Origin of the sequence: Streptomyces monomycini, from assembly GCF_022271435.1 — a bacterium.
GTDB lineage: Bacteria > Actinomycetota > Actinomycetes > Streptomycetales > Streptomycetaceae > Streptomyces > Streptomyces monomycini.
The window spans coordinates 153,282-180,162 of sequence record NZ_JAFIQY010000003.1; the positions used below are offsets into that span (position 1 = coordinate 153,282).

The window sequence follows — 26,881 nt, forward strand, 5'->3', positions numbered from 1 at the left end:
CGTGGCGTCCGGCCGCAGGTCAGCGGCGGGGTTCGCCGAACACCTGAGGATACTCGGCGACCTTCTTGGACCAGTCGTCGTCGTAACGGACGCGGACCACTTCCCAGCCGAAGTCCTTCAGCCGTTCCTCCGCCTCTTCGTCACGCAGCACGATGTCGTCGTGGTCGTGGTGCGGGCCGTCGACGAAGACCGCGATCGGACCGAACCCGGTGTCGTACACGAAGTCCGGTTTGGACAGCGCCTCGCGCACCTTGATCTGCTGGTGATCCGGGAGCCGGTGGCCGTGCGACCTCAGGTACTCGACGAAGCGCTCCTCCAGGGTGGAGTCGGCGCCCTGCCGAAGCGCATCGGCGTGCTCGTCGCGCGAACGTCCTGGGGTGGACTCGCCGACGGTGCCGTCCGCGAACGCCTGAAGCAGGTCGCGCACCAGCTGCCGGTCGATGACGCGGTGGTGACGCTGGTTGGCGAAAGACAGCAGGCAGTCGTAGCAGCCCTTCTCGCACGGATCACCATTTGTCTTCTCGTCGCCGCGGTCACGCCCCAGCTGATCGAAGTGGGCGATCTCCAGAGCCTTGCGCGCAGCGTTCGCCAGGGCTCCTGGCTCGGCCTGGAGCCGCCGCAGCACGCCCGCGCCGCCCTCCGCGCTCTCGATGAACAGGAGGCGCTCACGCGGCCCGTCGTGCGGCGGCAGCTCCTCGGTGTCGAGTTCGGCGTCCTCCAGCTGGAACTCGGCCTCGATGCCCCGCTCCAGGGCGTACTGGAGGGTGAGGGCGGTGTCCCGGTCGACCGGCTCGGCCAGGTGGAGGACGAGAATGTTCCGGGTGTCCTGCACGTACGGGATCACCGGCATCTTGCGGTGGGCCTTCTCGGCGTCCGCGAGTCCTTCCTGCTCCTGGGGAGTCTCCCTGCCGCCCTTCTTGGCCGCGCCGCCCGCGAGCCACTCGCCCGTCACCGGGTCCATCCAGAAGCCGATCTCGCCCCTGGCGACGGAGCGGCGGTAGCCGAGGTTGGTGAGCCTGATGGTGGCGCTGTCTCCGTACGCCAGCTCGGCGAGGGCACGGCCGGAGGCGGTCTGCGCCATGGCGCGCAGGGATCCGTCGCGGCCGTCCTCGTGCTTCTTGAAGCGGTAGGAGATCTCCACCTTGTAACCGGTGCGCTGGCGCTCCTCCTCGTCGGAGGAGATCCGATCGCGGCGGTGGGTGAAGACGGTGTGCAGGTGCAGCAGACCCGTCCGCGCGTCGCCGAGGCCGCTGCCGCAACCCATACAGACGTCCTCGTGCTGCTCCTCCGGGGACAGGTAGCCGCAGGCCCCGCACACCTTCGCGCTCTCGGTAGTCAGCTCACCCGCGGTGTCCGGCGGCAGCTGTACCCGGTCCACCTTGTAGCGGCTGCCCTCGTGGTAGATGAGCGCGCCGGGCCCGAACTCGCGGATCGCGATGAACCGGGAGCGCTGCAGGTAGTCGCCGTCGTAGCCGCCACGGCTGGTGCGGCCGGTGCCCGGGATGTACGCGGCGAGCGGCAGCCTGGGGAAGGAGTAGCCCGGCAGGAAGCCCTCGGAGGCGAAGTAGCGGTACGGGAAGAAATCCGACATTACGGTCCGCTCGCCGCCCTGTTCGTTGCGCAGCAATGCGAGCTGACTCTCGGCCTGCGCGCGACGGCGCTTGGCCTGGTCCTTGGAGCGGCCCGTGGCGGTGCGGTTGAGAATGTTGCGGTGCTGGATCTCGCGCTCTTCGAGGGCCTGCCTGAAGAGGTTTTTCCAGCGCCCGCACGCCTTGCGGAAGCTGCCCGGCGCGGCCTCAACGGTCTGCTCCAGCCATCGCTCGTGCCACCAGGACGTGGCGCGCAGCAGATCGCCACAGCCGTCCAGGACAGTACGGGCACGCTCCAGGGCGCGGCGGCGGGCAGCCGGCTCCTCGATGGCCGTGACCACAGACGATGCCAGCTCCAGCGAGGGGTGGTCGCCATCGGCATCGATCAGCCGGGCCATGCTGGTGCCGAGATCGAGCCGGGTCTCGGCGAGCCAGATCGCGTGCACGTGGGAGGCGAGCAGATCCTCGTTGGCTAGATCGAGCCGGGGCGGGGCAACCCGGCCAGCCACCATCTGCTCGCGTCGGGTGAAGTAGTACTGGTCGTGACTGTTGCCGGTCGCGCAGTACGTGGTCACGAGCGCGGGCTGGCCGCTGCGGCCCGCGCGGCCGGAGCGCTGCGCGTAGTTGGCGGGGGTCGGCGGCACGTTACGCAGGTTGACGGCGTTGAGGTTCTTGATGTCGACGCCGAGTTCCATCGTCGGCGAGCAGTACAGGAGGGGAAGCCGGGTGCCCTCGCCGAAGAGGTCCTCGCGCTCCTGGCGGACGTCGGGGTGGACCTGGGCCGTGTGCTCGGCGGCGTGCAGACCGGCGAAGGTGGCGGCGATGTCCTGGTAGAGCCGCTTGAAGAAGGCGTTGACGCGGGGGCCGCGCTCGTCACGGTAGGTACGGCGCAGGCGGTCCACGGCGCCGTGATCGTCGTCGCGGGCGTGCCAGCGGATGACGGTGTGGTTGATCCGGTAGCCGGGCTCCTCGCCCCGCCCCTGGGAGACCTCGGCCAGGACTCCGCCGTCGGCCAGGACCCGGAGCAGGTCGCGGATGACGTCCTGGGCTTCGTCAAGGGAGAGTCCCTGCCCCCAGCCGGGGAAGGTCGTGTCCTTGCGGACATGGCGGCCGAACGCGGTGCGGCCGGTCAGGTTCAGCTCGCTGCGGCCGCGCCCCGTGCGGCCGGGGCGACCGGGCCGGGCCACGGCGAACTTGGCCGGAGGCGGCGCCGCCTCCGTGTCTGCGATCCCCCACGCGTCGTTGAGCCGCGCCGACTCCTTGCGGAGTTCGGCGAACTTGGCCTCGGTGAAGTAGGGCGTGTCCACGGCCCGTTGGCGCCGCAGTTCGTCCATGAGGACCTTGGACAGCCGTTGGCGTGCCTCGGGAGTGGCCGTGCGCAGCGGGCCCACGGTGTCCCGCCACCGGTCCTCGTCGCCGGCGATGGCGTCGAGCCCCCCGTACTCCAGACCGAGCAGCCCGGTCTGTTCCAGGTTGGGCATGGTGACACGCCAGCCGCGTTCCAGGTCGAGGAAGAGGCGGTACTCAGCGACCGTGGCCAGTGCCTCCAGTGTGCTCTCGGCCAGCTCCTCGATCTCGGTGGGCTTGGCCGCGTACTCGTGCGGGGAGAGCCCCATCGCCGCCACCACGTCCTCGCCGAGCCGCTTCCAGCGGAGCCCCTTGTCACCGGCGGCGATCATCGCCCGGTACAGGGCACCGCGCAGCTGCGTGACCATGACGAAGTCGTTGAAGTGGCCCGACTGCAGGCTCGCGTCCTGCCGGTTGTCAACGAAGGTCAGCAACTTCCTTGCGTCCTTGTCGAGCTCGCCCTCAGGAATGCTCTTGAGGTGACGCACGATCGAGGCACTGACGACGGATGTGGCGGTTGAGCGGCCCTCCTGATCGAGGGTCATCAGCTTGGCGAAGTCCCGCTCCTTGACCTGCTCGTAGCCGACGCCGCACTCCAGGCAGAAGAGGAACGGAGCAGGCAGATACGCCGCGTAGACGCCGCCGTTCGCCTTTCCTCCTCCGATGCCGTCCGGGCGCACCCACACCGGCTGCGGCGCCCGCTTCCTGCGGCTCGCGGTGAGCACCGGGGCACCCTTGCGCTCGTCGAAGGTGAGCCAGCTGTCGGGGAAGCGCCGCTGCTCAATGGCGTCGCCGACCTGCTCCGGCCACGGGTTGGCGGCCGAGATGTACAGATATCCCTGCTCGTCGTCCTCGTCCTCGCGCGTACGGAAGGCGACGGAGCCGTCGTCCCCCTCATCGCGGGCAACCATCAGGTACTCCTGCCCGCATTCGCGGCAGAAGGACAGCGGCAGCAGCAGCTTCTCGGGGGCGTTCGGGACACGCTGCTGGTAGGTGCGGGTGATGTGACGGTCGGCCTCTCCCTCGAGGGATACGTAGACAGATCCGCCCTTGGACAGGAACTGGTGCAGCCTGAAGGCGAACAGCGGACGGTTGTCCTCGGTACTGCGGGCGGCCGCTCCCGCCTGGAGGGTGGACCGGATACCCTCCGCGCACGCCTCGTACCGGCGCTCCTCCGGGTCGTCCTCCGCGATGCCGAACGCCTCGGAGCGCAGGCGCACCGCAGCGGCCTCCACGGTGAGCGGTTCTGCACGGACCAGGAGCGTGCTGCCGTCCTCGTCCTCGGTCTCGACCAGGCCGAAGGCGGTCTCGATCCAGCGGGCCAGCGGATCGGCGGCCAGCCGCCCGTACTCGGCCGGAGGGTTGTTGTCCCTCACTCGCGCGGAGAGTTCGGATGGCGTGGGCACGGCGTCGCCAGTCGCCCGCACCAGGGTCTCGCCGACCACTCTCTCCGGGGAGATCTCCGTGTCGAAGAGGGTGGAGGCGACGCGGGCGACCTCGCTGCGGCGCGCGGCGGGCGTGCCGTCGGTGGCCATCGTCGCGGACGTGCCCACGCACTGCAGGTCGGGTGACTCGCATGCCTCGCGTACACGCCGCACCAGCACGGCGACGTCGGCACCCTGCCGCCCCCGGTAGGTGTGCAGCTCGTCGAGGACGAGGAAGCGCAGCCCCTTAGCCGCCCCGATGAGCTTCTCGCGCTCCTTGGGCCGGGTGAGCATCAGCTCCAACATCACGTAGTTGGTGAGCAGGATGTCCGGCTTGGACTCGCGGATGGCCTCCTTCTCGTCGTCCCTCTCCTGACCGGTGTAGCGGGCATAGGTGACCGGCTCGCCCCCCTCCCCGTACCCGGCGGTGAGGAACTTCGCCAGCTCCCGCTCCTGGCTGTTGGCGAGGGCGTTCATGGGGTAGACGATGATCGCCTTGATGCCGGGCGCGGCGCCGGCCTCCTTCTCGCGCAGCACCCGGTCGACGATCGGCACGATGTAGCCGAGGCTCTTGCCGGAGCCGGTACCGGTGGTCAGGACGTACGACTCCCCGGAGCCGGCCGCCTCGATCGCCTCCAGCTGGTGCTGGTGGAAATGGATCGGGCGGACGGTGGCGCCCCGCTCGTCCTTGCCCGCACGGAAGATGTCCGCGCACGCCGGGTGCAGGAGTCCCCCCGGCCGCGCAAGGTCCTCGACCGAACCACCGGCCGCGAAGCTCGGGTTGAGGGAGAGATAAGGGTCGGGCCACTGGTCTCCGTCGGCGAGCGACTTCGCTACCTGTGCGTCGATACGGGCGTCGTCGATCACCACCGATCCGGACGTGTACTCCTTATAGTCCCGGATGAGCCGCTGGTGCACCTTGAAGACGTCCACGTGTTCCCCACTTGTTCCCGAGGCGGTACGAAGCAACGGTAGCCACCCGCCGACCGCGGCGCGCCACACCCTTGATTGTAACGTCACACATCACAATATGCAGCCGTGAACTTAGTCAATGAATATTTGCTATGAAGATGTTGATTCACGGAACAACGTGCCCATGCCACACTCTGTCCGATGCGCCCGCTCGGCAGGCGCGTCGGGCCTCGAAGACGGACGCGGACGGAGTCGCCCCGCACATGAACATCGGACCTGTGATCGCCAAGCGCTACCGGATCAAGCGGGAGATCGGCTCCGGCGGCATGGGGGTCGTCTGGCTCGCCCACGACGAACACCTCGGCCGCGACGTCGCGCTCAAGACCATGAACACGCCCCCTGGCCTGACTCAGGACCAGAACGCCCGGGACGCCGAACGCTTCCGACACGAGGCCCGCGCCGCCGCGCGCCTCGACCACACGGGCATCGCGACCGTCTACGACCTCGGCGAGGAACGCGGCACACGATTCCTGGTCATGCAGTACGTGACCGGCATCGACCTTGAGGACCGGATCGCCGAGCAGGAGCGACTGAGCATCGAGGAAGCCGCTTCGGTCGGGGTGCAGATCGCCTCCGTCCTCGGCTCCGTACACGCTCGCGACGTGGTCCACCGCGACCTCAAGGGCCGCAACGTCATCATTCGCACCGACGGCGTGGTCAAGGTCCTCGACTTCGGCGTCGCCGCTTTCCTCGAACCCGGCATCGCCAAGCTGACCACCACGGGCGAGCGGCCGGGCAGCCTGGAATGCATGGCACCCGAACAGATCTTGGGCAAACCCGTCGACCACCGCACCGACCTGTACGCGCTCGGCTGCCTGCTCCACAAGATGCTCACCGGTGAACCCGTCTTCGAGCACCGCTCGGAACTCATGCTCCCCGGCCTTATCCTCGACCACCAGCCCGTCCCTCTGCGCGACCTGCGTCCCAACACTCCCTCGGACCTGGAAACCCTCGTACTCGAACTCCTCTCCAAGGCGCCGAACGACCGCCCGGCCCACGCCGGCGAAGTCTGGCGGCGGCTCGCCACCTGGCTCCCCGAACGCGGCGCCCCGGCAGCCGCACTCACCCCCTGGGCCGAGGTCGACCCACTGCGCCCTTTCCGGCACCCGATGGGGCCGGATGCACGTCCGGTCCGCTCATGGGCAAGACCTTCACGACCGGGGCGGCCGGACTGATACCGGCACACACCACCTGCACCACGGAAGAGCGGGAGGCTGCATGCCACAGCCAAAAGCCCGCAGCAGCGAGGGAGCTGCCAGGGAAAGGAATCACCCCAGCGACAGGTTGACTCCATGACACAATTATCATGTCATGGAGTCATGCTGTATCTAACACCTTCCCTGGACGCCGACGACCGCCGCGCCCTCGACGAGATCGAAAGCATGCGCCGCTCCCTGCGCCACATGCTCCGGGCCACCCCGCGCTGGACCCGCCAGCTACGCCGCAACCTCACAGCCCGCGCGATCGCCGGCTCGAACACCATCGAGGGCTACGCCGCGACGGTCGACGACGTGGAAGCGCTCATGTCCGGCGAGGAGCCCCTGGAGACCGGGGAGAAGACGCGTGCCGAGCTAGAGGGCTACCAGCGCGGCATGACCTACATCCAGGCCCTCGCCGACGCCGGAAACGACTTCCGCTACGACGCCGGCCTACTCAACGGCCTGCACTTCATGCTCCAGGGGCACCACGTCGACAAACACCCCGGCCGCTGGCGCGACGGACCTGTCTACGTCACCAGCCCCGACGACCCCCTGGTCCCCGCCTACACCGCACCGGACAAGGCGGACGTTCCCGCTCTGATGTCGGAGTTGATCGACTGGCTCAACGAGGGCGACCTCGACGCCCCCGTCCACGTCCGCGCATCCATGGCCCATCTCAACCTCGTCAAGATCCACCCGTGGAAGGACGGCAACGGGCGCATGTCCCGCGCCCTATCCACCCTGGTGTTCTCCCGGGAGGCCCTAATGCCGCCCGAATTCTCCTCCATCGAGGAATGGCTCGGCCGGGGACAGAACACGTACGCCTACTACCAGGTTCTGGAGGACGTGGGCGGCCCACACTGGAGCCCCGAGCGGGACACCCGACCCTGGATCCGATTCTGCCTGACCGCCCACCATCGCCAGGCTCAGCAGGCCCAGCGTCGATTCGACGTGATGTCGCGGGCCTGGACCCGCCTGGTCGAAGGCATCGAGGCAGTCGGCCTGGACGAACGGGTCGTCTATGCCCTGCTGCCCGCGTTCTCGGACGCGAAGGTCCGCCGCACTGTCTACCAGCAGGACGCCGACCTCAGCGACCAACAAGCAATCCGCGATATCCGGGAGCTCGTGGCCCGAGGCTGGCTTGTCCCCCACGGCAAGGCACGTGCCCGCTACTACGCCCCCGGCCCTCTCATGGACCCGGTCCGGGAAGAGGTCCGCCAGTCCATGGAGCCGTACGTGGATCCGTACCGGCGGGAGCGCTGACTTACCCCGCCCACGGTGCTCACACCGTCAGGTAGGCGGCCGAGGTGTCCTGCATCTCATCGAGCCGCTGCCGCAGCTCCTGCTCCTGACCGCTGATGCATTGCGCGTAAGCGGCGAACAGCGTGGCCACACTGGTGCCAGCCCACTCAGCCACCTGGGCCGGTGGGATGCCGTTGTTCAGCCACGTCGTCAGGCGGGTGTGTCGCAGGTCGTAGACTCGCCGGCCTGTCGACGATGCGCATACATGCGGTGGCAAGGTCTCGATGCGTGCGTGGTTCCACGTGCGGCGGTAGACGGACCCCGCGAGGGCCCCGCCGTGCTCCCCGACGAAGAAGCGGTCGCCGGGGAGCATGCATGCTTCTTGAATGCGTGCCCGCAGAATGCGGACGAGACAGGGAGGACAAGGGACAATGCGCGTCTCGCCCTCTGCTCTCCCTTTCAGATGCCGCTGATCATGGCAGGTTCCGCTGTCGGTCCACGTACGCCCGATCTCAGGCTCGGCAGCGTGCACCACGATCTCGGCCCACTGATTCGGGTTCCCCGAACCGGACACGACAAGGTCTGCGGCGCGCAGTGCGACAGCCTCTTCCGGCCGCACCCCCGTGTAATACAGCGTGGCGTAGAACGCATGGAGTCTTCGCCCGCCTCGGGGACGATCACGTATCCAGTCGAGCAGCGCTGCCGCCTGCTGAGGATTGAGCAGACGGCGTCGATCAATCGCGTCGGCGGTTCGCAGTGCGCGACTCCGTCCCTTGGGCAGCGGATTGAATGCCAGAACCCCGCGATCGATCGCGTACCTCATCACCAGGTTCAGGACCCGCCGATAGCGTTTCACGGACGAGGCTGCCGCCCTTCTGCCGTCCAGCAACGTTCCCAGTACCAGCAGTACGTCCTGCACCACGAGCGGATCAGTCCAAGCGTCCATGGTCGGAGTGTGCCGTCGCACCCAACCAAGCACCGCGGCGGCATCCTCCGGCGCACCGTCACGACGGCCGGCGTTGAAAGCCCACTCGGTCAGCGCCGTACGGACCCGGCGAGAGGGAACGCCGGGTGGATCCCGGTCCATCAGCGCGGTGGTGACGATCATCAGTGTGCGAGCGGTGTTCTTCCGGTGATTCGCCGAAACTCGCGGCCACTGGGCGTCCACGAACTGGACAGCGAAGTCGTACCACGCGACTGAGGAAGCTCTCGGCGCAAACCGCTCCGGCAAGCCCGTCGAGACATTGAACGGCTCACCGACGTGCGTCGCGGTCACCAGCTCCGCGCGGAAACCATCGGCCAACGCAAACGTCTGGAATGACTTGCGATGGCGTTTCCCCGCGACGGCCCAGCGCACCCCGTACGACTCGCGATGGTGTCCGGAGCCTCTCTCGATCTGCCACACCCTGACTTCGAAGGTGGTGTCCATCGTCCGCACCTCGATCCAGCCCTACCTTCGGTGCCGACCTCGCGGAGACCAAGGCAGAAGACCAAGGCATCGGGGCTTCCGCGGGCTCTACCTCCATGATCCCACCGATAGCAGACGTCCGAAGAAGCCCTTCCTCACTGGCACCTCACGCAATCCCTAAGCGGTCGCCGTCCTCGCGCCCCGCCTATGCAGACGAACACGCAAGACCCCTCGCACCTCGCCACGCTCAGACGGCTGGACCGAGCGAGAGCGTCCCACATACGTCCCCCGAAACGCCTGACACACCATCACGACATCGCAAAACCGCAGGTCAGGCGGATAAAGGTATGATTACGCTGGGTGCCTTCTAAGCACTTGGCCGCAGGTTCGAGTCCTGCCGGGGGCGCCACATCGCTCGCCGTCGAGGCCGCCCGGGCGTGGCGAGTGCCGTACGTGCGTGACAGTCGCCGTACGGGGCGATGACTGCCGTACGAGCGTGACCAGCCGCCGTCGAGCGCGACCGGCCGCCGTACGGGCGCGATGACTGCCTGTACGGGCGCGACAGGCCGTCGGCGCGGCGCGCAGGCGGTCGCCGTACGGGCGCGCGGCTACTTCTCCCGTTCACGCTTCAGCTGACGGCGCTCGCGGGCGTTGGGATGACGGACGATCACGCCGGCCATGCCCACGGACCCGGTGAGCCGGATGAGCGGCGTGTCCGGGAGCCGCTCGGGGGTGGTCTTGTCCCGGAGGGCGCCGAGGCCCGTCGCGACGCCGTCGCAGTTCGCGGCCCACCCCTCGGGGATGACGACCGTGACGCCCGCCATCTCTCCGTACACCTCCACCTCGACCTCGGGGAGTCGGCACCCGGTACGGGTGAAGTCGAGCCGGACGCCGCCCATACCGCCGTGCGCGGTGATGTGTGCGGGTACTTCCCAGCGTCCCGTACGGGACGCGCCGTGGATGCCGCCCTTGAGGACCAGCGCCTCGCCCGGGTCCGCCGCGGGGCCGGCCTGCGGCAGGTCGGCGGTGAGCGGCGCGAGGTCGGCGAACGTCTTGGCGGTCAGTGCCCGTTCCAGCCGGTCCTCCAGTTCCGCGAGGTCGATCCGGCCCTCGGCCGCCGCCTCCCTCAGCTGTTCCACCACGGCCTCCCGGTCGGCGTGGGAGGCGCGCAGTTCGCCCCAGGAGGCGGGTTCCGGAGTCTTGGCGGTCATGAGCCGATGATACGAACATCACGGACAACAGCGGGTCCTGCCCGGGGAGTAGGGGATATGGACCAGCTACCGGATCCGCCCCGCAGGGTGCTGTCCCCCTGGGCCGCGGTGAGGTTTGCCCCACCCTGATACGGGTTCTGTCCCGACTGCTTTCGCAGGCTCCTCGCACCAGCATGGAAGGCGATCGCCCCATCACCTTCATGACGGACCCTCGGCAGGCCCGTGGCACGCCCATGCGCCGACCGTGTGCGAGAAGAGGAAAGCTGCCATGCGGAAAGCCTCCATACGGGATGCCTGCATACGGAAGGCCGCGGTACGGGATGTCCGCATACGGAAGGCCGCGGTGCGGGGAGCCTGCCTACGGGAAGCCGCAGTACGGGATGCCTGCATACGGGATGCCTGCGTACGGGAAGTTGCCGTGCCGCGCGCCGCGGACGGCGTGGGTTCCGGAGCATGAGCCTGGACGAGCGGTCCCGCTCGCACACACCGCTGCCAGGCGCGGCCGGCCGCGTCCCGGTCGTCCAGCGCGACCGGGCCGTCGACGGGCTGCGGGCGCTGGCCCTGCTGGCCGTGCCGACCGGCCACTGGCTCGTCGGCGGCTTGGTCCTCGGCCCCGACAGCTCGCTGCACAACGCCAGTCCACTCTCCACGTTCGCGCCGCTCGCGCCGATCACCTGGGTGCTCCAGATGCTCGGCATCTTCTTCCTCGTCGGCGGCTACGCCTCCGTGCAGTCCTACCGGCGCGCCACCGCGCGGGGCACGACACCGGGCGACTGGCTGGTGGGCCGGCTGGCCCGGTTGCTACGGCCCGCCGTCGGCGTCACCGCCGTGTGGGCCGTGCTCGCTGCCGTCCTGTACGCGGCCGGAGTTCCTCTCACGACGCTGCACACGGCCGCGACGCTGGTCGTCCAGCCCCTGTGGTTCGTGGGCGTGTACGCGGCGGTGACGGCGCTGACGCCGTACTGCATGGCAACCTCGCGGAGGCTCGGGGGCTGGGCGGCGGCCCCCTTGGCGGCGGTCGTCGCTGTCGTGGACTTCCTGCGCTACGGCCCGTACGCCGACTCGATCCCGTACTGGGCCACGCTGATCAGCCTGATCCCCGGCTGGCTCTTCGGCTACCAACTGGGCGTCTCCTGGGGCGAGAAACGGCTCGGCAGGCGCGGCGCCCAGCTGCTGCTCGTCGGCGGCGCCGTCCTCTTCGCGGTACTGCTTCTCGTCTTCCACTACCCGGCGAGCATGGTCGGCGTCCCCGGCCAGGACCGTACGAACTCGCACCCGCCGTCCCTGCTGGTGATCGCCCTAGCCGCGGCACAGTCGGGCGCGGCGATCCTGCTCCGCGACCGGATCACGGCCCTGCTGCGGCGGCCCGCGCTGTGGGCTCCGGTGACGGCCGTCAACCGGTCCGCGATGACGATCCTGTGCTGGCACCAGACGGCCATGCTGGCCGTCGCCGTACCGGCCTCGTTCGTCGGTACGACGGTGGAGGGCCTGACCACCGCGCCGGACTTCGCCGCCTGGATGGCGACCCGGCTGCCGTGGCTGCCGCTCTTCGCCGTCGTACTCGTCCTCGTCGCCCGGCCGGCACGGCGGCTGGAGATGCCCTGGGCGGGGATCCCCCGGGGGCCGCGGGTGTGTGCCGGGGTGCTGGCGGTGGGATTCGCGGCGTTCGCGCTGCGGTTGACGGGGGTGTGACGGTAACGACGGCGGCGCGCTGGGGACGATGGCGAAGCCACGGAGATGACGGCGGCGAAGCCACGGTGACGACGGCGGCGAAGCCACGGAGATGACGACGGTGCGACGGTGAGGCGGGGAGCATCCCGAGTGCCGTCGGCAAACGAAAAGCACCCGTTCCGGGACCGGAACGGGTGCTTTCGCATGGGGCGGGGCGGGAGGCGAAAGGTTCAGTCGGCCATCGCCTCCGCCAGGCTGCGCGGCCGCATGTCGGTCCAGTGCTCCTCGACGTAGTCCAGGCACGCCTGCCGGCCCTCCGGGCCGAACACGCTCTGCCAGCCGGCCGGGATCTCCGCGAACGAGGGCCACAGCGAGTGCTGGTTCTCGTCGTTCGTCAGGACGTGGTACTGCGCCTCCGGGTCTTCGAAGGGGTTCGTCATGCGAGTGGCCTCTCGGTGAGGGAGTTACCAGTGGAGAATTGGATTATGCGTGAGGTTGCGTCGACGCCGTAGTACGGGGCCAGGAATGGCCGGATTTGTGGCGGTTCCGCGCGGTTCGGGGAGCATGGCACGGTGGGGCGGGGTGCGCCCCGGGCGGAAGGTCGGTCGGCCGGTCGGCCGGTCGGCCGGTCGGCCACTGACCGTCGCGGAAAAGCGCGAGGGCTGCGGTGCCAGTACGGCCCCGCAGCCCTCGCGCTCGTTTCCCGGATAATCGATTATCAGCCCCCGGCCGAACCTCGCGGCTGTTCCTCGCGCCCCTCAGCGTCCTCCGGGACCCGCCGGATGACGCTTGCGGAGCGCGGGCCGCATCGGCAGCAGGGTGCCCGCCGCGACCGTCACCGCCACCACCGCCACGATCGTCCCGGCCTGCGCGGGCGGCAGGTACGGCAGCGTCCCGGCCAGCGGCAGGCTCAGCGCGATCAGCGGCACCAGCGCGACCGCCGTGCCGACCACCAGGCCCGCCAGCCCCACGACGGCCGCCTCGATGCGCAGCATCCGCCGGATCTGGCGCCGCCCCGCGCCCACGAGGCGCAGCAGCTGAATCTCCTGCCGGCGGCCGATCATGATGAGGGTGAGCGTGCTGAGTACGGCGATGACGGTGAAGCCGCCGATCACGCTCACCGCGACCACGGTGATCACTTCTCCGACACCCCGGTCCTCGGCCTGCCGCTGCTCCCCCGCCGGGTCCGGCGTGACGCGAGCGCCTGTCGTGGAGTCCGCCAGTACCCGCCGCACGACGGCCTGTGTCTGATCGCCCGGGGAGTCGAGGCTGAGCAGGACGCGGGAGTGCAGGGGTGCGGACATGTGGGGCGCCAGTTCCTCGGGGGCGAAGAGGAAGTCGCCGAGGGCGAGCGAGCGTTCGTAGATGGCCGCCACGCGCAGGGAAACGTTTGCCCCGTCGCCGTACCGCAGCGTGACGGCGGACCCGATGCCGAGCCCCAGCGACCGCGCCCGGTCCTTGCCCACCGCGACCGTGCCACGGCCCAGCTCCGCCGTGTCGCCCTCGACCACACCCGGGTCCAGTACGCGCGGCAGCGCCGCGGGGCTGACCGCCAGGACCGGCAGCCGGTCCAGCCGCGGGTCGCCGAGTTCCTTGCGCGCCAGGACGACCGTGCTGTGCAGCACGCCCGATGCGGCCGCCACTCCTGGTACCCGCCCGAGCCGGCCGACCGTCTCCTGCGTGATGCCCGGGCCGTCCGTGGTGACCGCCAGATCGGCGTGCACCGCGTCCTCGCCCTGCCGGCCACCCTGCCGGTCCAGCGTCGCGCCACCCGACATCTGGACCACGACGAAGGCCACCATCAGCACGATCGGCGTGATCGCGGCACCCAACCGACGCGCGTTGGCCTGTGCGGCGGCGGCAGCCAAGTAGCCACCCACACCGCCGAACCGCCGTGCGGGCGCGCCGAGCACCCGTAGGGCGCCGCGGGCGATCCAGGGCCCGAGCAGCGCGCACCCGATCACCAGCGTCATCGCCGCGGTGCTCGCGGCCATCGCGGCCACCTCGCCGAACTGGAGCACCGCCGTACCGGCCGACATCACGCCGAGGAACAGCATCACCAGGCCGGTCACGGTACGGCCGCGGCCCGGCCGCTCCGGCTCGCCCTGCGCCTCGCCCATCGCCTGCGCGGGACTCACCCTGGCTGTCCGCCGGCAGGCCAGGGTGCCGGCGATCCACGCCACGAGGACGGTCAGTCCGGCGGTCAGCAGGGGCGCCGCGTACAGCCACCAGGGGGTGGGCAGTTCGAGGCCGGCGGGTACGGCGTCGCGGCTGCGCAGCAGGCTCAGCAGAAGCCCGAAGACGGGTACCGCACCGATCGCGCCGATCACGGCGGCGACGACGGCGACCGTACGGACCTCCCGGCTCACCGTCGCGCGCAGCTGCCCCGGCGTGGCGCCGACCGCGCGCAGCAACGCCATCTCGCGGGCGCGCTGATGCACGGCCTGCGCGACCGTGCCGGCCACCACGAGTACGGCGATCATCACGACGAGAGCGCAGACCGACGCCAGCAGTTGCAGCAGCCCCCAGCGACTGGGAGCCGCTTCGAGGAACTCCGGTTCCCCGCGGCTGTCGCCGGTCAGCACCGTCAGCGCGGTGTCGTCCTCCTCGTAACGCTGCCCGGCGGTGACACTGCGGGCCGGATCGGCGCCGCCCAGCGCCGCACGCACCCCGGCGTGGATCTGCTCGTCGCTCACCCCGGGTTCGGCGAGTACACCGATGGCGTCGGTACTTTCGGGGTGCCCCGCCAGTTGCCGCGCGCGCTGGTCGGTGAAGAAGACGGCGCCCTGGTGCCCCAGGCCGGTGCGGTCGCCCTGTCCCTCGGGGGCCGCGATGCCGCAGACCTCGTACGTCGCGGGGGCGCCGAGCGACTGCACGGTGATCTCGTCGCCTACGCGTACGCCCGCGCGGTCGGCCAGGTCGCCGTCGAGGACCACCTGCCGGGGGCCGGTGGGGGCGCGCCCTTCGCGCAGTGTGAAGGGGGCGAGGGCGGCGGCTTGCCAGGGATGCCCGTAGATGGGGTTGGCGGGGGAAACGGGGGCAGAGGTGGAGCTGGTGTTGGGAGTGGAGGTCGGGGTGTTGGTGGGGGCGCTGGTGCGCGTGGCGGTGCGTGTGGCGGTGGGCTTCGCGGACATGGCGACCGGGAAGGCATCGTCCGCGACGGCGGCCCGTACGCCCGGCACGGCCGCGATCCTGGGCAGCACCGAACGCGGCACCCGCACCCGTTCCGTCAGCTCCGCCGAAGTCGATTGGGTCTCGCCGCCCAGGGCCTCCGCCGTGTAACGGGTGGTCTGGTCGCCTGTGACGACCGCCGCGGCGCCCGCATAGCGCTCCACCCGCGCGTGGCCGGTCACCGCGGACAGCGTGGCCAACGCGAAACCGCCGAGTACCAGAGAAGTGAGCACCAGTACCGCGAACACCGCGGCCCACGCCTTGCGGTGCAGCTTCAGCGAGCGGGCAGCGAGGAAACGGGCGGTACGGCGGGGGCGTACGGGATGGTCGTGAGGCGCGTACGTCATGACCTCGCGCCTCCACCCAGCCGCTTCATCGTCTGGGCGACGCCGTCGGGTTGCGGCTGGTCCAGTACGCCGACGACGCGCCCGGCGTCGATGAAGAGCGCCCGGTCCGTCCAGGAGGCGGCGACCGGGTCATGGGTGACCATCACGACCGTGTGCCCCGCGCGGTCCACCGCGTCGCGCAGCAGGGTCAGTACGTCGACGGCGGTGACCGGGTCGAGGGCGCCGGTCGGCTCGTCCGCGAAGATCACCGCAGGGTCGGTGACCAGCGCGCGGGCGATGGCCACCCGCTGCTGCTGCCCGCCGGAGAGCAGCAGCGGAGAGTCGTCGGCCCGGTCCGCCAGCCCCACCGAGTCCAGGACGCGCAGCGCTCGCACCCGTACGTCCGCGCTGCCCGGCTCCTCGCCGCCCAGCAGCAAGGGCAGTGCGGCGTTCTCGACGACCGAGAGCGAAGGCACCAGATTGAGCGACTGGAAGACGAAACCGACGCGTTCGCGGCGGAGCCGGGTGAGGGCGGCTTCGTCGATCCGGGACAGGTCGGTGCCGTCGATACGTACGGTCCCCGAGGTCGGCCGGTCCAGGCCGGCGGCGCACTGGAGGAACGTCGTCTTGCCGGAGCCGGAACGTCCCATCACGGCCACGAAGCTGCCCCGGGCAACCGTGACGCTGACGTCGTCCAGGGCGGCTACGGTCCTGACTCCGCGCCGGTAGCTGCGGGTCACGGATTCCAGCGTCAACGCGGCGCCGTCGTTGCCGCGCGTGCCGAGCGGCTCCGCGTCCCTCGTCGCTCTGCCGCTTCCTCGCGGGCGAAGCCTGATCATTCCGTAACCCCTCCGGCCTTGCGCTTGCTCGCCGATGTTTCGGCTGCTCAGACGCTATGGGCGGAGCGTGACGATCACGAGGGCGTCCGCACCCCGCTTGAGGGGGGACCCAGCGACACCATGGGGGTGGGGGCAACGGCACCGGGTGCTGGGGAACGAGTGACGGGAGACGGGAGACGGGTGACGGGCCGGAGACGGGTCACGGGAGACGAAGGGCAGGAGCCTTGATCAACCGACGGGCATCCGAGGGACGGCCCGGCGAACGGCGACGGACGGCCGACGAACGGCCACCACATACGAACGCTGACCGTTCAGGCCTTAGCCCCGAACGGTCAGCGCACGAACATCGGTGCTCGGCTTTCGGTGTTCGGTGTTCGGTGTTCGGTGTTCGGTGTTCGGTGTTCGATGCTCAACCAGCCGACGGCGTCAGTCGATCAAGCCCCGGCCAGCGAGTGCAGGTACCGCATCAGCGTCATCAGTACGTCGCGGCTGGAAGTACGCAGCCGGGCGTCGCAATCGATGATCGGAACCTCGGCCGGCAGGTCGAGGGCACCCCGGATCTCCTCGACGGCATGGACGGGGGCGTCCGGGAAGGAGTTGATGGCGACCACGAAGGGGACGCCGCGCTCCTCCAGGCGGCCGATGACGTCGAAGCTGACCTCCAGGCGACGGGTGTCGATGAGGACCACCGCCCCCAGCGCGCCGTCGAACAGTCCGTTCCACAGGAACCAGAAGCGCTGCTGGCCCGGTGTGCCGAACAGGTACAGCACCAGTTCGTCGTTGAGGCTGATGCGGCCGAAGTCCATCGCCACGGTCGTCGAGGTCTTGCGCTCGACACCGACGATGTCGTCCACGCCGACACCGGCCTGCGTCATCGTTTCCTCAGTGGTCAGCGGGCGGATCTCGCTCACCGATCCCACCAGGGTCGTCTTGCCGACCCCGAAACCGCCCACGATCACGACCTTGACCGCGGCGGCGGCCGTCTCGGGCAGTTCGTCCTCGCTCCGCGGCCCCTGAGCGGGGCGCTCGACGAGCGTTTCAGAGCTTTTGAAGTCCATGGATCACCGCCTCAATAAGGGCACGGTCGGGAAGTTGGGCGGGGGGTACGGGCGCGCGTGCCACCACCCGCCCGTCGGCCAGCAGGTCACCGAGCAGGACGGTGACCACACTGATCGGCAACTGCATGTAGGCGGAGAGTTCCGCCACGGACAGCGGGGAATGGCACAGTCGCATGATCGACGCCTGCTCCGGCTGCATTCCCGGCTTCGGTCCGGCCTTCGACACGATCAGCGTGACCAGGTCGAGGGAGGTGGTGTGGCCGGAGGCGCCGCTGCGCCCACCGGTGATCACGTAGAGCCGCTCGGGGCTCTGCTCCTCCCAGTCCTGGTCCGCTCCGCTCATGCCGTGTCCCCGCTTCGCCCCGCCGTACCCGCGCGCGGCCGACGCCGCCGGCTGATCCGCCTGCTGCGCCCGCTCATGCGTCCTGTCCGTCGTGGCGCGGTGGGCTGCTGAGGTGCTCGCCGATACGGGCCACCAGGTCCCGCATCCGCTGCCCGATCAGCCCGGCGTCCACACCCTCATCGGCCAGGACGGCGAGGTACGCGCCGGCGCCCGCCGCCATCAAGTAGAAGAAGCCACCGTCCAGTTCGATCACGACCATGCGCATCCGGCCGTCGCTGTGCGGGAACTCCGCGGACACCGCGCCCGCCAGACTCTGCAGTCCGGCACAGGCCGCCGCCAGTCGGTCGGCGGTATCGGTCTCCGTACCGTACTGGGCCATGCGCAGGCCGTCCGAGGACAGCACGACCACGTGACGGGTCTGCGGAACGCTCTCCGCGAGATCCTTGAGCATCCAGTCCATGTTGGGCCGGTGCTGAATCATGGCTACTCACTCTTTTCCGACGACTCGTCACTCTTCTCACTGGCTGCACTTGCGGCACTGACTGAAGTCCCCGTTCCAGCGGCCGGGTCCGGACGGCCGGCCCGGCCGGCATTCGGCCCGGGACGCTCGGCGGCTCCGTCCCACGGGCCCGGCTGACCATGCTGGCCTTGCTGGCCTTGCTGGCCTTGCTGGCCTTGGTCCGGCCGGCTGTACTGGCCGTGCTGGTCCTGGCCGTACTGGCCGTGGTCTTGCCGGCTGTGGTCTTGCCGGCCGCCGCCCGGCTGGCCGTACTGGCCGTGGCCCTGCCCGCCGTACTGGCCGTCGTCCTGCCGGCCGTACTGCTCGTGGCTCTGCCGGTCGTACTGGTCGCCGTTCGGCTGGTGCTGGGTGTGAGGCTGGGCTTGGGCTTGGGCTTGGGCCTGGGCCTGGGCCTGGGCCTGGGCTGGCGCCGAAGTCGGGGCCGACGCCGGGGCCTGCTGGCCTCGGGCCGACTGCGACTGCGACTGCGACTGCGACTGCCCCGACGCTCCCGACCCGCTCTCGCCGGACAGGCCGCTCTGGAACGCGGCGAGCCACATACCGGGCTGCACCGGCGCGGCCTCCTCCGTCCCGGCGGCGGGAGAGGCGGGCGCGGGCGCCGCGTGGGCGCCGGGCGCCGCCGGGGGTACGGGCGCGGTGGCGCGGGACTTGCGGCGTCGCTGCGGCAGTCCGTTGGCGGTCCGCTCGGTCACGAGAGGGAGGTCATCCTGGGTCTCCTCCCGGACGTCGTCCCGGAATTGCGGAGGTGCTGCCGCGGCGGCAGGCGCGGGTACGGACGGTGCGGCCGGAGCCGGGTGCCGGGCGGGAGCCGGGGCGGGGGCCGGCTGCGCGGCCGGGGTCGCCGCGGCGTGCCGGGGGCCGGCGGCCTGCGGTGCCGCGTTCACCTCGCGGCGCTCCGTACGGGCCGTACGCGGGCCCGAGGACGCGCCGATGCCGTGCGCCCGGCCGGTCGCCGCGGCGGTGGTGATCAGGTCCTGCGGAACGATCAGCACCGCGCGGACACCGCCGTACGCGGAAGGCCGCAGCGACACATGGAAGTTGTACGCCTGCGCCAGCCGGCCGACCACGGCGAGACCCAGGCGCGGGGTCTCCCCCAGGTCGTTGACATCGATGCCCTGCTGCGCCTGCTGGAGCATCCGCTCGGCTCGCGCGCGGGCCTCCTCGCTCATGCTGACGCCACCGTCCTCGATCTCCACGGCGATGCCGGACTGCACCTCCACGGCGGTCAGGTGCACCCGGGTCTGCGGCGGGGAGTAGCGGGTGGCGTTGTCGAGCAGTTCGGCGAGCGCGTGGATCAGCGGCTCGACGGCGGTACCGACGACCGCGACCTCCGACACGGAGTGCAACTCGACGCGCTGATAATCGATTATTCGCGACATCGCGCCGCGCAACACGCTGAACAGCGGGACGGCGCGGCTCCACTGGCGGCCCGGTCGTGCGCCGCCGAGAACGGCGATGGAGTCGGCGAGACGGCCGATCAGCGCCGTACCGTGGTCCAGGCGCAGGAGGTCGCCGAAGACCTCCGGGGACTGACCGTGCCGGTCCTCCATGTCCCGCAGTTCCTGCGCCTGTTGGTGGACGATCGCCTGCACGCGGCGCGCGATGTTCACGAAGGCGCGCTGCGCGGACTCGCGCAGGTCCTCCTCGGCGACGACCGCGTCGAGGACGGAGCGCAGTACCGCCTGGTGCGCCGCGGTGAACTCGGGCGTCAGCCCCGACTCCCGTCCCTGCCGCGTCACCTCCTCGGTGATCGCCGCGTGCACGTCCTCGGGGAACTCGCCTCGGCCGAGCCGGGCCACCACCTCGGGCAGCAGTTCCTCGGCCAGCCGTACGGTCTCGGCCTCCTGCCGGTCCAGCGCGGCCTGCTGCGCCGCGGCCTGCGCGCGGAGCGCGGCGAGCGCCTGGCCGCGGCGGGTGACCTCGGCGGTGACCAGCGCGACCGCCACGGTGGCGACCGCGCCGATCCACACCACGGGCGTGGTCGCCTGCGGGGGGACCGTCACCGCGGCGACGGCCGCGGCCACGGCGGTCGCCGCGGCGGGCAGTATCCACGCGAGAACCGAGGCAGGACGCGGCCCCTCGGGCGACGATCCTTCTCGAACCATCTGCACCCTAAAACCCTCAAAACATCGACAGATCACAGGACGTCTAGCGGGCCCCAGCTCCCCGTTCGGCGCCGCCACAGAGGTACCTGCGGTAACTGCCTTCATACACTGGGCCGGTAGTAGCATAACCGCCTTTGATCAAGGCCTGACGCCAGGTCACTCCTGCGCCCCCGCAGGCGGATCCGCGCACTCCGCCGGGGTGGTCGGGGACGGGGTACGAGCCGGAGCACGTGGATGAAGAAACGGTTGACTTGAGCCGGATTACCCATGGATGCAAGGTGAATGGGCTCCGGCCGTCAGCGGTGATCCGTTACCCGTGCGACGTCGGTGCCATCCGTCAAACGTCCGCGTCCGGCTCGTCGAGCATCCACGTCCGGTCCGGCTCGTCAAGCGTCCGCGTCCGGTCCGGCTCGTCGAGCGTCCACGTCCACGTCCGCGTCCGCGTCCGCGTCCGGTCAGAGTTCCTCGCCCGACAGCAGCGGTTCGAAGCGTTCGTAGGCCGCGTAGTCGCGGAAGTGCCGTGCGTACAGGTCGGCGTCCTGTGTCAGGTCCTCGTCCAGCGCCGCGCTCACGTCCACCACGCACTTGAAGCACCAGGACACGGTCTCGCCCCGGTCATCGAGGTAGCTCGTCTCCCGGGAGCGGGCTCGCCGTTCGGCCCGGCGCCGCGCGTCCGCCTCGTCCGCCGCGTGCACGAGCAGCACGCTCTCCTCGTACAGCAGATCGCCGCCACCCTCGCCCAGCACTCCGCCGCCGCCCTTGCCCGGCGACTCCATGAGGACGATCGCGATGTACGGCCTGGGGCCGCCGACCGGAACCTCTCGCTCCTCGCCGGTTGCCACGGCGTACTCACCTTCCTCGGCGATCGACCGGGCGTGCGCCACGGCCCAGCGGCGTCGCGGGACCGAGCCCGTCCGCACCCGTTCGGCCGGCTGGAAGGCCTTCGCGTTCAGCATGGGAGCCGGCTTCCCGGAACCGGCCCTTTATCGATCATGAGCGCCAACCGGTTCGGCATGATCGTTCCTCCAGGGTGAACAGTGACTCACCGCGACCGGCCTCGCAGCCGGCGCAATCATCTTCACCCGTTTCGGGGGTTACCGCACGTCGACGGCTTCCGGCGGGGGACGGACGGGAAGCGGACCCGCCGACTCCGCAGGCGGCACCGCACGGCCCCGCCCGTCTCAGAGCCGTACGGCCTTGCGCGGCTGCTCCAGGGCTCCGGCCAGCAGCCCCTGCAGCGTGGCGAATTCGTCGACGCACCGGCCCGTACCGTTGACCACACAGTCCAGCGGGTCGTCGGCGACCACCACCGGCACGCCCATCTCCTGGCGCAGCCGCTGGCTGAGGCCGCGCAGCAGCGCGCCGCCGCCGGTCAGCGCTATACCGCGCTCGATGATGTCCCCGGAGAGCTCGGGCGGGCACTCGTCGAGGGTGCGGTGCACGGCCCGAACGATCGCCTCGACCGGTTCGGCGAGCGCCGAACGGATCTCCTCCTCGGTGATCTCCTGGATCCGCGGCAGCCCGCTGACGTGGTCCCGGCCCCGCACGGTGTAGGAGGTACGGCGCTCGGGCTCGCCCTCCTCGTCCACGTCGACCGGGGTCCAGGCCGCCGAGCCGATCGCGATCTTGATGTCTTCGGCGGTGCGCTCGCCGATCGCCAGCGAGTGCTTCTTCTTCACGTACGTGATGATCGCCGCGTCCAGCGCGTCGCCCGCGACCCGTACCGACTGGGCGGTGACGATGCCCCCCATGGAGACGACGGCCACCTCGGTCGTGCCGCCGCCGATGTCCACCACCATGCAGCCGACCGGCTCGGCCACCGGCAGACCGGCGCCGATCGCCGCCGCCATCGGCTCCTCGATCAGGTGCACCTCACGGGCGCCGGCGCTGCGCGCCGAGTCGATGACGGCCCGCCGCTCGACGCCGGTGATGCCGGAGGGCACGCAGATGACGACCCGCGGCTTGGAGAAGCGGCGGGTGGGCAGCGCCTTCTTCATCAGGGCGCGCAGCATCTGTTCGGCCGCGTCGAAGTCCGCGATCACCCCTTCCTGGAGCGGGCGCATCGCGGTGATGCCGGACGGGGTGCGACCGATGGTGCGCTTGGCCTCCGACCCGACGGCGATCACCTCGCCGGACGCGTTCACGGCGACGACGGACGGCTCGTTCAGGACGACGCCCTTGCCGCGTGAGTAGACCAGGGTGTTGGCGGTGCCCAGGTCGATGCCTATGTCGTACGTACCGGACGAAGTGCTGGACGCCATGGGAGGTTCGCTTGCTCTCTCTCGACTGGACGACAGGACCCCGCGCGCAGGGCCCTCGAACATCGCGCCCCGGACGGCCTGGATGGCTCGCTGAGCCGCTCGGGAATGCAGTCCACCGAGCTCGTCAAGCTCGCCAATGGCGCCATTTGCGGGCAATTATCAAGACTACAGGCGGGGCCAAATGGTTCCGGGCGGCACCGAGCCGTTCAGCGGCACCGAGCCGTTCAGGTACGCCGAGCCGTTCGGCAGCGACGAGCCGTCCGGCGGCGCCGCGTCGTTCACGGGCACCGAGCCGTTCGACGGAGCCGAGCGGCTCAGCAGCGCTGAGAGGTTCCGCTCCGACGTATTCAGCTCGTCGCGGACGTCCGTGACGTTCCCGGGCCGCCGTTCTCCCGCACCGTCCTCGTGCCTTCCGTGTCCCCCGCTCTCCTGGTACCTCCCGTGTCCCCCACTCTCCGCGTGCTTCCCGTGTCCCCCACTCTGCGCATCCCTCCCGTGTCCCCGGCGCCCCGCGTCGCCCGGTTCTTGCCGCCGGGGCCCCGCGACAGCGCCTCGGCCAGGTCGTCCAGCGCGTCCAGCAGCAGTTCGGCGCCGCGCAGCGCGACGCCGCGGGTCTCGGACTGCGCGGCCCACTCCTCCCATACGGCGCGCAGCGCGCTCCAGTCCAGGTCGCGCCGCTCCCGTACGGCATCGACCGCGCGCGGCAGGGACTCGCGCAGCTCTTCCGTGAACGTCTGGGCACCCGGTGAAGGTTCCGCGTCCTTGTCCGGAAGGTGCGCCTCCAAAATCATCGTCACCCGGCCCATCGTGGACAGGGCGGACTGTGCCGCCGCTGCCGCGCTCAGCGACAGCCCGCGATGGCGCACCGGCTCCTTCTCGGCGCGCGCCTCGCTCTCCTCCCAGTCGGCGCGGGCCGCGCGGGCGTCCAGGAGGGCTTCGCGGACCTGGCGGGGGCGGCGTTCGGCGGGCCGCGCGTAGCGGTCGAAGACGGCGATGGCGTACCGGCCGTTGGCCTCCAGCCACTGGGCCAGCCGTTCGCGCAGCCGCGGGGTCTCCCAGGCGGGGAAGAGCGCGTAGGACAGCATGGCCAGCAGTCCGCCGACGAGGGTGAGGACGACACGTTCCTGGACGGTCTGTTCCCAGCCGGCGCCCGCGATGCCGAGCAGGAAGACGACGTACGCGGCGACGCACGCCGAGGTCACCGACACGCCCGTACGCATCAGGAGGTACATCGCCAGGACGCACACGATCGCCAGCGCCGCGCTGACGTACAGGTTCGGGTGGGTGAGGCCCATGATCGCGCCGCCCACCGCGACCCCGACCAGGGTGCCGATGAACCGTGCGACGCCCCGCGAGTACGTCTGCCCGAAGTCCGGCCGCATCACCATCACCGAGGCCAGCGGCGCCCAGTACCCGTGTCCGAAGGGCAGCGCCTGGCCGATGAGGTACCCCGCGGCGGCCACCGCGCTGACGCGCAGCGCGTGCCGGAAGATGTGCGAGGACCAGCGGATCTCGCGGCGTACGGCACGCAGCGCCAGCGGTACCAGCTTGGGCACGCTCGGGCGCAGCAGGTGCCCGCGCTCCGCCTCGGTGGTGGGCCGGGTGGCCTGGACCGGCTCGTCGGTGAACTCCACGGCGTCGGCGAGCAGCGAGATCAGCCGCAGCGCGGAGCGGCGGGCGGCGCCGGTCAGCCGCGGCCCGTCGCCGTCCTGCGGCATCTCGAGGGTGGCCATCGCCTCGGGCGGCAGCCGTACGGGCTTGCCGCGCCGGATGGCGGTCGCGACGACGTCCAGTACGGTGGCGGCCGCCCCGAGCAGTTCGCGCGCCCGGTCGCGTTCGGGGCCTTCCACGGGCGCGCCGACGACCGGGTCGGCGAGCGACGCCAGGACGGGCCTGACCTGCTCGGCCAGGGCCCGGGGCCCGTGCAGCTGGACGGGCCGGCGTTTGGCCTGACGCGGGGTCACGGCGGAGGCGAGGCGGGCGTTCATCAGGGGCTGCGGGTCGAAGGGGGCCACCGGGTCGTGCCGCAGCCGGCGCGCGTAGTCCGCTTCGGCGGCCAGCGCGTCGGCGAGCGCGTCGCGCTGCACACCCCACGGCCGTACGGGGAAGAGCACGATGAGCGCGGCCTGGACGAACCCGCCGAACGCGATGATGGCCGCGTGCTCCAGGGCGCCGAGGATCGAGGTCGGCAGCGTGACGGTGACGAGCATGACCGAGACGGTCTGGGTGCCGACCAGCCCGGACACCGGTCCGACCGACCAGGCCAGGCCGGCCAGGAAGGTCCACAGGGAGAGCAGGACCAGGAAGCCGACGATGTGCGCGGCGGCCAGATAGCCCAGGAAGGTGGAGACGGAGAGGCCGCCCGCGACCGCGAGGGCCAGCACGGGCCGTGGCCGCCAGCTGCGCTGGAAGGTCGCGATGCCGGCGGCGAACGCGCCGAAGGCCGACGAGACCGCGAGGGCCGGGTTGCCGAGATAGAGGCACAGGCCGATGACGATGGCGACACCGACCGAGCCGCGGATCGCGATCAGCGGGGTGAGCTTGGCCTTCTCGATGGTCAGCCCGGAGCGGGCGGTCTTCTTCAGCGCTCGCGACCAGGTCATGCCCCCGAGAATACGTACTCGGAAGCGCCGAAACGGAATGATCTGCGCCGGTTTGCGGGCGGGTTGCGACGGGAACTCGGACGGGTTCGCGTGGGGGCGCGCGGACGGATTCGCGAGCGGGTTCACGGGCGGATTCACGGGGATTCGCGGGGGGGGGATTCGCAGAGCGGGCACGGACGGGCGCACGGCGCGGGCACGGGCGGGTCTACGAAGGGGGCACGGCAGGTCTACGGAGGGAATCCCCCGACGACTCGCCGAGAATATCACCGTAAAGCCGGTTTCTGCGCCAGGTAAACCGCGCAGGTCGCGGGCGTGTCCCGGCCGTGGCGCCGATCCGCGCGGGCAACGTGGCGCCGGAAAGGGAAACCGCGGCACCGGCCGCCCCCTCTTGCTCGTCAACCGGACGTTTCCCAGGCCCGCTCAGCAAGGAGGGATTCCCGTGCGCAAGCCCCTGCTCGCCCCGTTGGTCGTACTGACCACCCTGGCCGCCCTCGCCGCCACCGCCGGCTGCGGCTCAAGCGGAACCGACGACACCCAGGTCCGCTTCGGTGGCGCCGAGCAGTCCGGCTCGCACGGCGCCACGCGGCCGGGTCGGGCGTCGCTCGCCCGGATGCCCACCGACCCGATCAGTTTCAAGGAGCAGCGCAAGGTCGGCGGCGCCGGGGACGGCACCCCGATCGGCATGGCCACGTACCACGGCCCCAAGTCCGGGTTCACCGGGAAGGTGTGGGTGTGGGCGCCGCCGGAGTACTACGAGAAGAAGAACGCCGACAAGGGGTTCCCGGTTCTGATGGCGCTGCCCGGCGCCGAGGGCTACCCGGTCAATTACTGGATCGGCGGCGACCTGAAGCTGGAGGAGAACCTGGCGCAGTGGTCGAAGGAGGGCAAGAGCCTGCCCTTCATCGTCGTCATGCCGGTGCTCAACCCCGACGCCGATCAGTATTACGACGCCAGCGACATACCCGGCCGGCCGAAGATGGGCACCTGGCTGAACGAGGACGTCCCCGACTTCGTCCGGCAGAACTTCCGTACGCTCAAGGGCCGGGACGGCTGGGCGATCATGGGGTCCTCGTCCGGCGGCTTCGCCGCGCTGAAGAACGTTCTGCAGCACCCGGAGACCTTCAAGGCCGCGATACCGAGCGGTCCGGACATCGTGCCGGACTCACCGCTGTGGCGCGGGCACGCGAAGGAGCAGCGGGAGAACGACCCCGAGGTCCTGGCCCGGCGGCTGATCGCCAAGGGCGGGCCCGACGTCTACCTGGCCTTCCAGGACGGCTCCAAGGAATCCACGGTCGTGCCGAAGGTCAAGAAATTCATCGCACGCTACGGACGTGGCCCGGTCAAGACGCGCTTGCAGACGGTGGCCGGCGGTATGCACGGCGCCGACACCTATGTGAAGGGCATGGGCGAAGGCACGATGCAGTGGATCAGCGCCCACATGCAGGGGCCGGCGGAGTGACGTCCGCTGTGCGGGGACCGGCGGTGTAGCTTCCGCCCCTTCCCGCACACGGGTCCCGTCCGACCCACCGCACCGTGTCCCCTCCTCCTCGTCCCCACGCCACTTCACCCGCGCCCCGGCCCCGGGCCCGCGC

The 26,881-nt window shown here is 70.6% G+C and carries 17 protein-coding genes and 1 pseudogene; 4 read left to right on the forward strand and 14 right to left on the reverse strand.

All coding sequences use genetic code 11. The annotated features are described in order from the left end of the window. Window positions 1-19 precede the first annotated feature (19 nt). On the reverse strand, window positions 20-5,293 hold the full coding sequence (locus JXZ78_RS05285; protein ID WP_030018964.1) for a DEAD/DEAH box helicase: 5,274 nt from the start codon (window positions 5,291-5,293) through the stop codon (window positions 20-22). Between the two features lie 242 nt (window positions 5,294-5,535). On the opposite strand from JXZ78_RS05285, the gene JXZ78_RS05290 reads away from it, so the two are divergent. Beyond that, window positions 5,536-6,507 carry a serine/threonine-protein kinase gene (locus JXZ78_RS05290; protein WP_050502241.1) on the forward strand — a complete coding sequence of 324 codons (972 nt, stop codon included), beginning with the start codon at window positions 5,536-5,538 and terminating at the stop codon, window positions 6,505-6,507. Between the two features lie 144 nt (window positions 6,508-6,651). Beyond that, window positions 6,652-7,794 carry a Fic family protein gene (locus JXZ78_RS05295; RefSeq protein ID WP_033037331.1) on the forward strand — a complete coding sequence of 381 codons (1,143 nt, stop codon included), beginning with the start codon at window positions 6,652-6,654 and terminating at the stop codon, window positions 7,792-7,794. A gap of 19 nt (window positions 7,795-7,813) precedes the next feature. Here JXZ78_RS05295 and JXZ78_RS05300 read toward each other — a convergent pair whose 3' ends face one another. Continuing rightward, window positions 7,814-9,202 carry a tyrosine-type recombinase/integrase gene (locus JXZ78_RS05300; protein WP_030018961.1) on the reverse strand — a complete coding sequence of 463 codons (1,389 nt, stop codon included), beginning with the start codon at window positions 9,200-9,202 and terminating at the stop codon, window positions 7,814-7,816. Window positions 9,203-9,789: 587 nt separating this feature from the next. Continuing rightward, window positions 9,790-10,392: a DUF1707 SHOCT-like domain-containing protein gene (locus JXZ78_RS05305; RefSeq protein WP_030018960.1), complete on the reverse strand. Its 603-nt coding sequence runs from the start codon at window positions 10,390-10,392 to the stop codon at window positions 9,790-9,792. 453 nt (window positions 10,393-10,845) lie between these two features. Here JXZ78_RS05305 and JXZ78_RS05310 point away from each other — a divergent pair, with 453 nt between their 5' ends. Further along, window positions 10,846-12,084, forward strand: coding sequence for an acyltransferase family protein (locus tag JXZ78_RS05310; protein ID WP_030018959.1), 1,239 nt, complete (start codon window positions 10,846-10,848; stop codon window positions 12,082-12,084). Window positions 12,085-12,293: 209 nt separating this feature from the next. On the opposite strand, the gene JXZ78_RS05315 is transcribed toward JXZ78_RS05310, so the two are convergent. The 11 genes and pseudogenes from JXZ78_RS05315 to JXZ78_RS05360 all read right to left on the reverse strand — a co-directional run bounded on the left by JXZ78_RS05315 (window position 12,294) and on the right by JXZ78_RS05360 (window position 25,289). Then, window positions 12,294-12,503 carry an MbtH family protein gene (locus JXZ78_RS05315; RefSeq protein WP_030018958.1) on the reverse strand — a complete coding sequence of 70 codons (210 nt, stop codon included), beginning with the start codon at window positions 12,501-12,503 and terminating at the stop codon, window positions 12,294-12,296. Between the two features lie 318 nt (window positions 12,504-12,821). Next, on the reverse strand, window positions 12,822-15,581 hold the full coding sequence (locus JXZ78_RS05320; protein ID WP_030018957.1) for an FtsX-like permease family protein: 2,760 nt from the start codon (window positions 15,579-15,581) through the stop codon (window positions 12,822-12,824). Beyond that, window positions 15,578-16,399: an ABC transporter ATP-binding protein gene (locus JXZ78_RS05325; RefSeq protein WP_030018956.1), complete on the reverse strand. Its 822-nt coding sequence runs from the start codon at window positions 16,397-16,399 to the stop codon at window positions 15,578-15,580. Before JXZ78_RS05325 ends, JXZ78_RS05320 begins: the two co-directional genes overlap by 4 nt. A gap of 434 nt (window positions 16,400-16,833) precedes the next feature. Beyond that, on the reverse strand, window positions 16,834-17,457 hold the full coding sequence (locus tag JXZ78_RS05330; RefSeq protein WP_030018955.1) for a GTP-binding protein: 624 nt from the start codon (window positions 17,455-17,457) through the stop codon (window positions 16,834-16,836). Continuing rightward, window positions 17,438-17,800: a DUF742 domain-containing protein gene (locus JXZ78_RS05335; RefSeq protein ID WP_030018954.1), complete on the reverse strand. Its 363-nt coding sequence runs from the start codon at window positions 17,798-17,800 to the stop codon at window positions 17,438-17,440. Before JXZ78_RS05335 ends, JXZ78_RS05330 begins: the two co-directional genes overlap by 20 nt. Window positions 17,801-17,873: 73 nt before the next feature. Further along, complete coding sequence (locus JXZ78_RS05340) at window positions 17,874-18,281, reverse strand: roadblock/LC7 domain-containing protein (protein ID WP_030018953.1); 408 nt, start codon at window positions 18,279-18,281, stop codon at window positions 17,874-17,876. Window positions 18,282-18,787: 506 nt separating this feature from the next. Continuing rightward, window positions 18,788-20,425, reverse strand: a pseudogene (locus JXZ78_RS05345) (sensor histidine kinase); the annotation flags it as partial. A 455-nt stretch (window positions 20,426-20,880) separates the two neighbouring features. Beyond that, on the reverse strand, window positions 20,881-21,381 hold the full coding sequence (locus JXZ78_RS05350) for a DUF4288 domain-containing protein (RefSeq protein WP_033037329.1): 501 nt from the start codon (window positions 21,379-21,381) through the stop codon (window positions 20,881-20,883). 225 nt (window positions 21,382-21,606) lie between these two features. Further along, window positions 21,607-22,686 carry a rod shape-determining protein gene (locus tag JXZ78_RS05355; RefSeq protein ID WP_030018950.1) on the reverse strand — a complete coding sequence of 360 codons (1,080 nt, stop codon included), beginning with the start codon at window positions 22,684-22,686 and terminating at the stop codon, window positions 21,607-21,609. 165 nt (window positions 22,687-22,851) lie between these two features. Further along, window positions 22,852-22,974, reverse strand: coding sequence for a hypothetical protein (locus JXZ78_RS40135; protein ID WP_275127479.1), 123 nt, complete (start codon window positions 22,972-22,974; stop codon window positions 22,852-22,854). Window positions 22,975-23,033: 59 nt separating this feature from the next. Beyond that, window positions 23,034-25,289: an FUSC family protein gene (locus JXZ78_RS05360; RefSeq protein WP_238782683.1), complete on the reverse strand. Its 2,256-nt coding sequence runs from the start codon at window positions 25,287-25,289 to the stop codon at window positions 23,034-23,036. A gap of 439 nt (window positions 25,290-25,728) precedes the next feature. Here JXZ78_RS05360 and JXZ78_RS05365 point away from each other — a divergent pair, with 439 nt between their 5' ends. Then, a complete protein-coding gene (locus tag JXZ78_RS05365) occupies window positions 25,729-26,748 on the forward strand; it encodes an alpha/beta hydrolase (protein ID WP_030018948.1) in 1,020 nt (339 codons plus the stop codon). Window positions 26,749-26,881 lie beyond the last annotated feature (133 nt).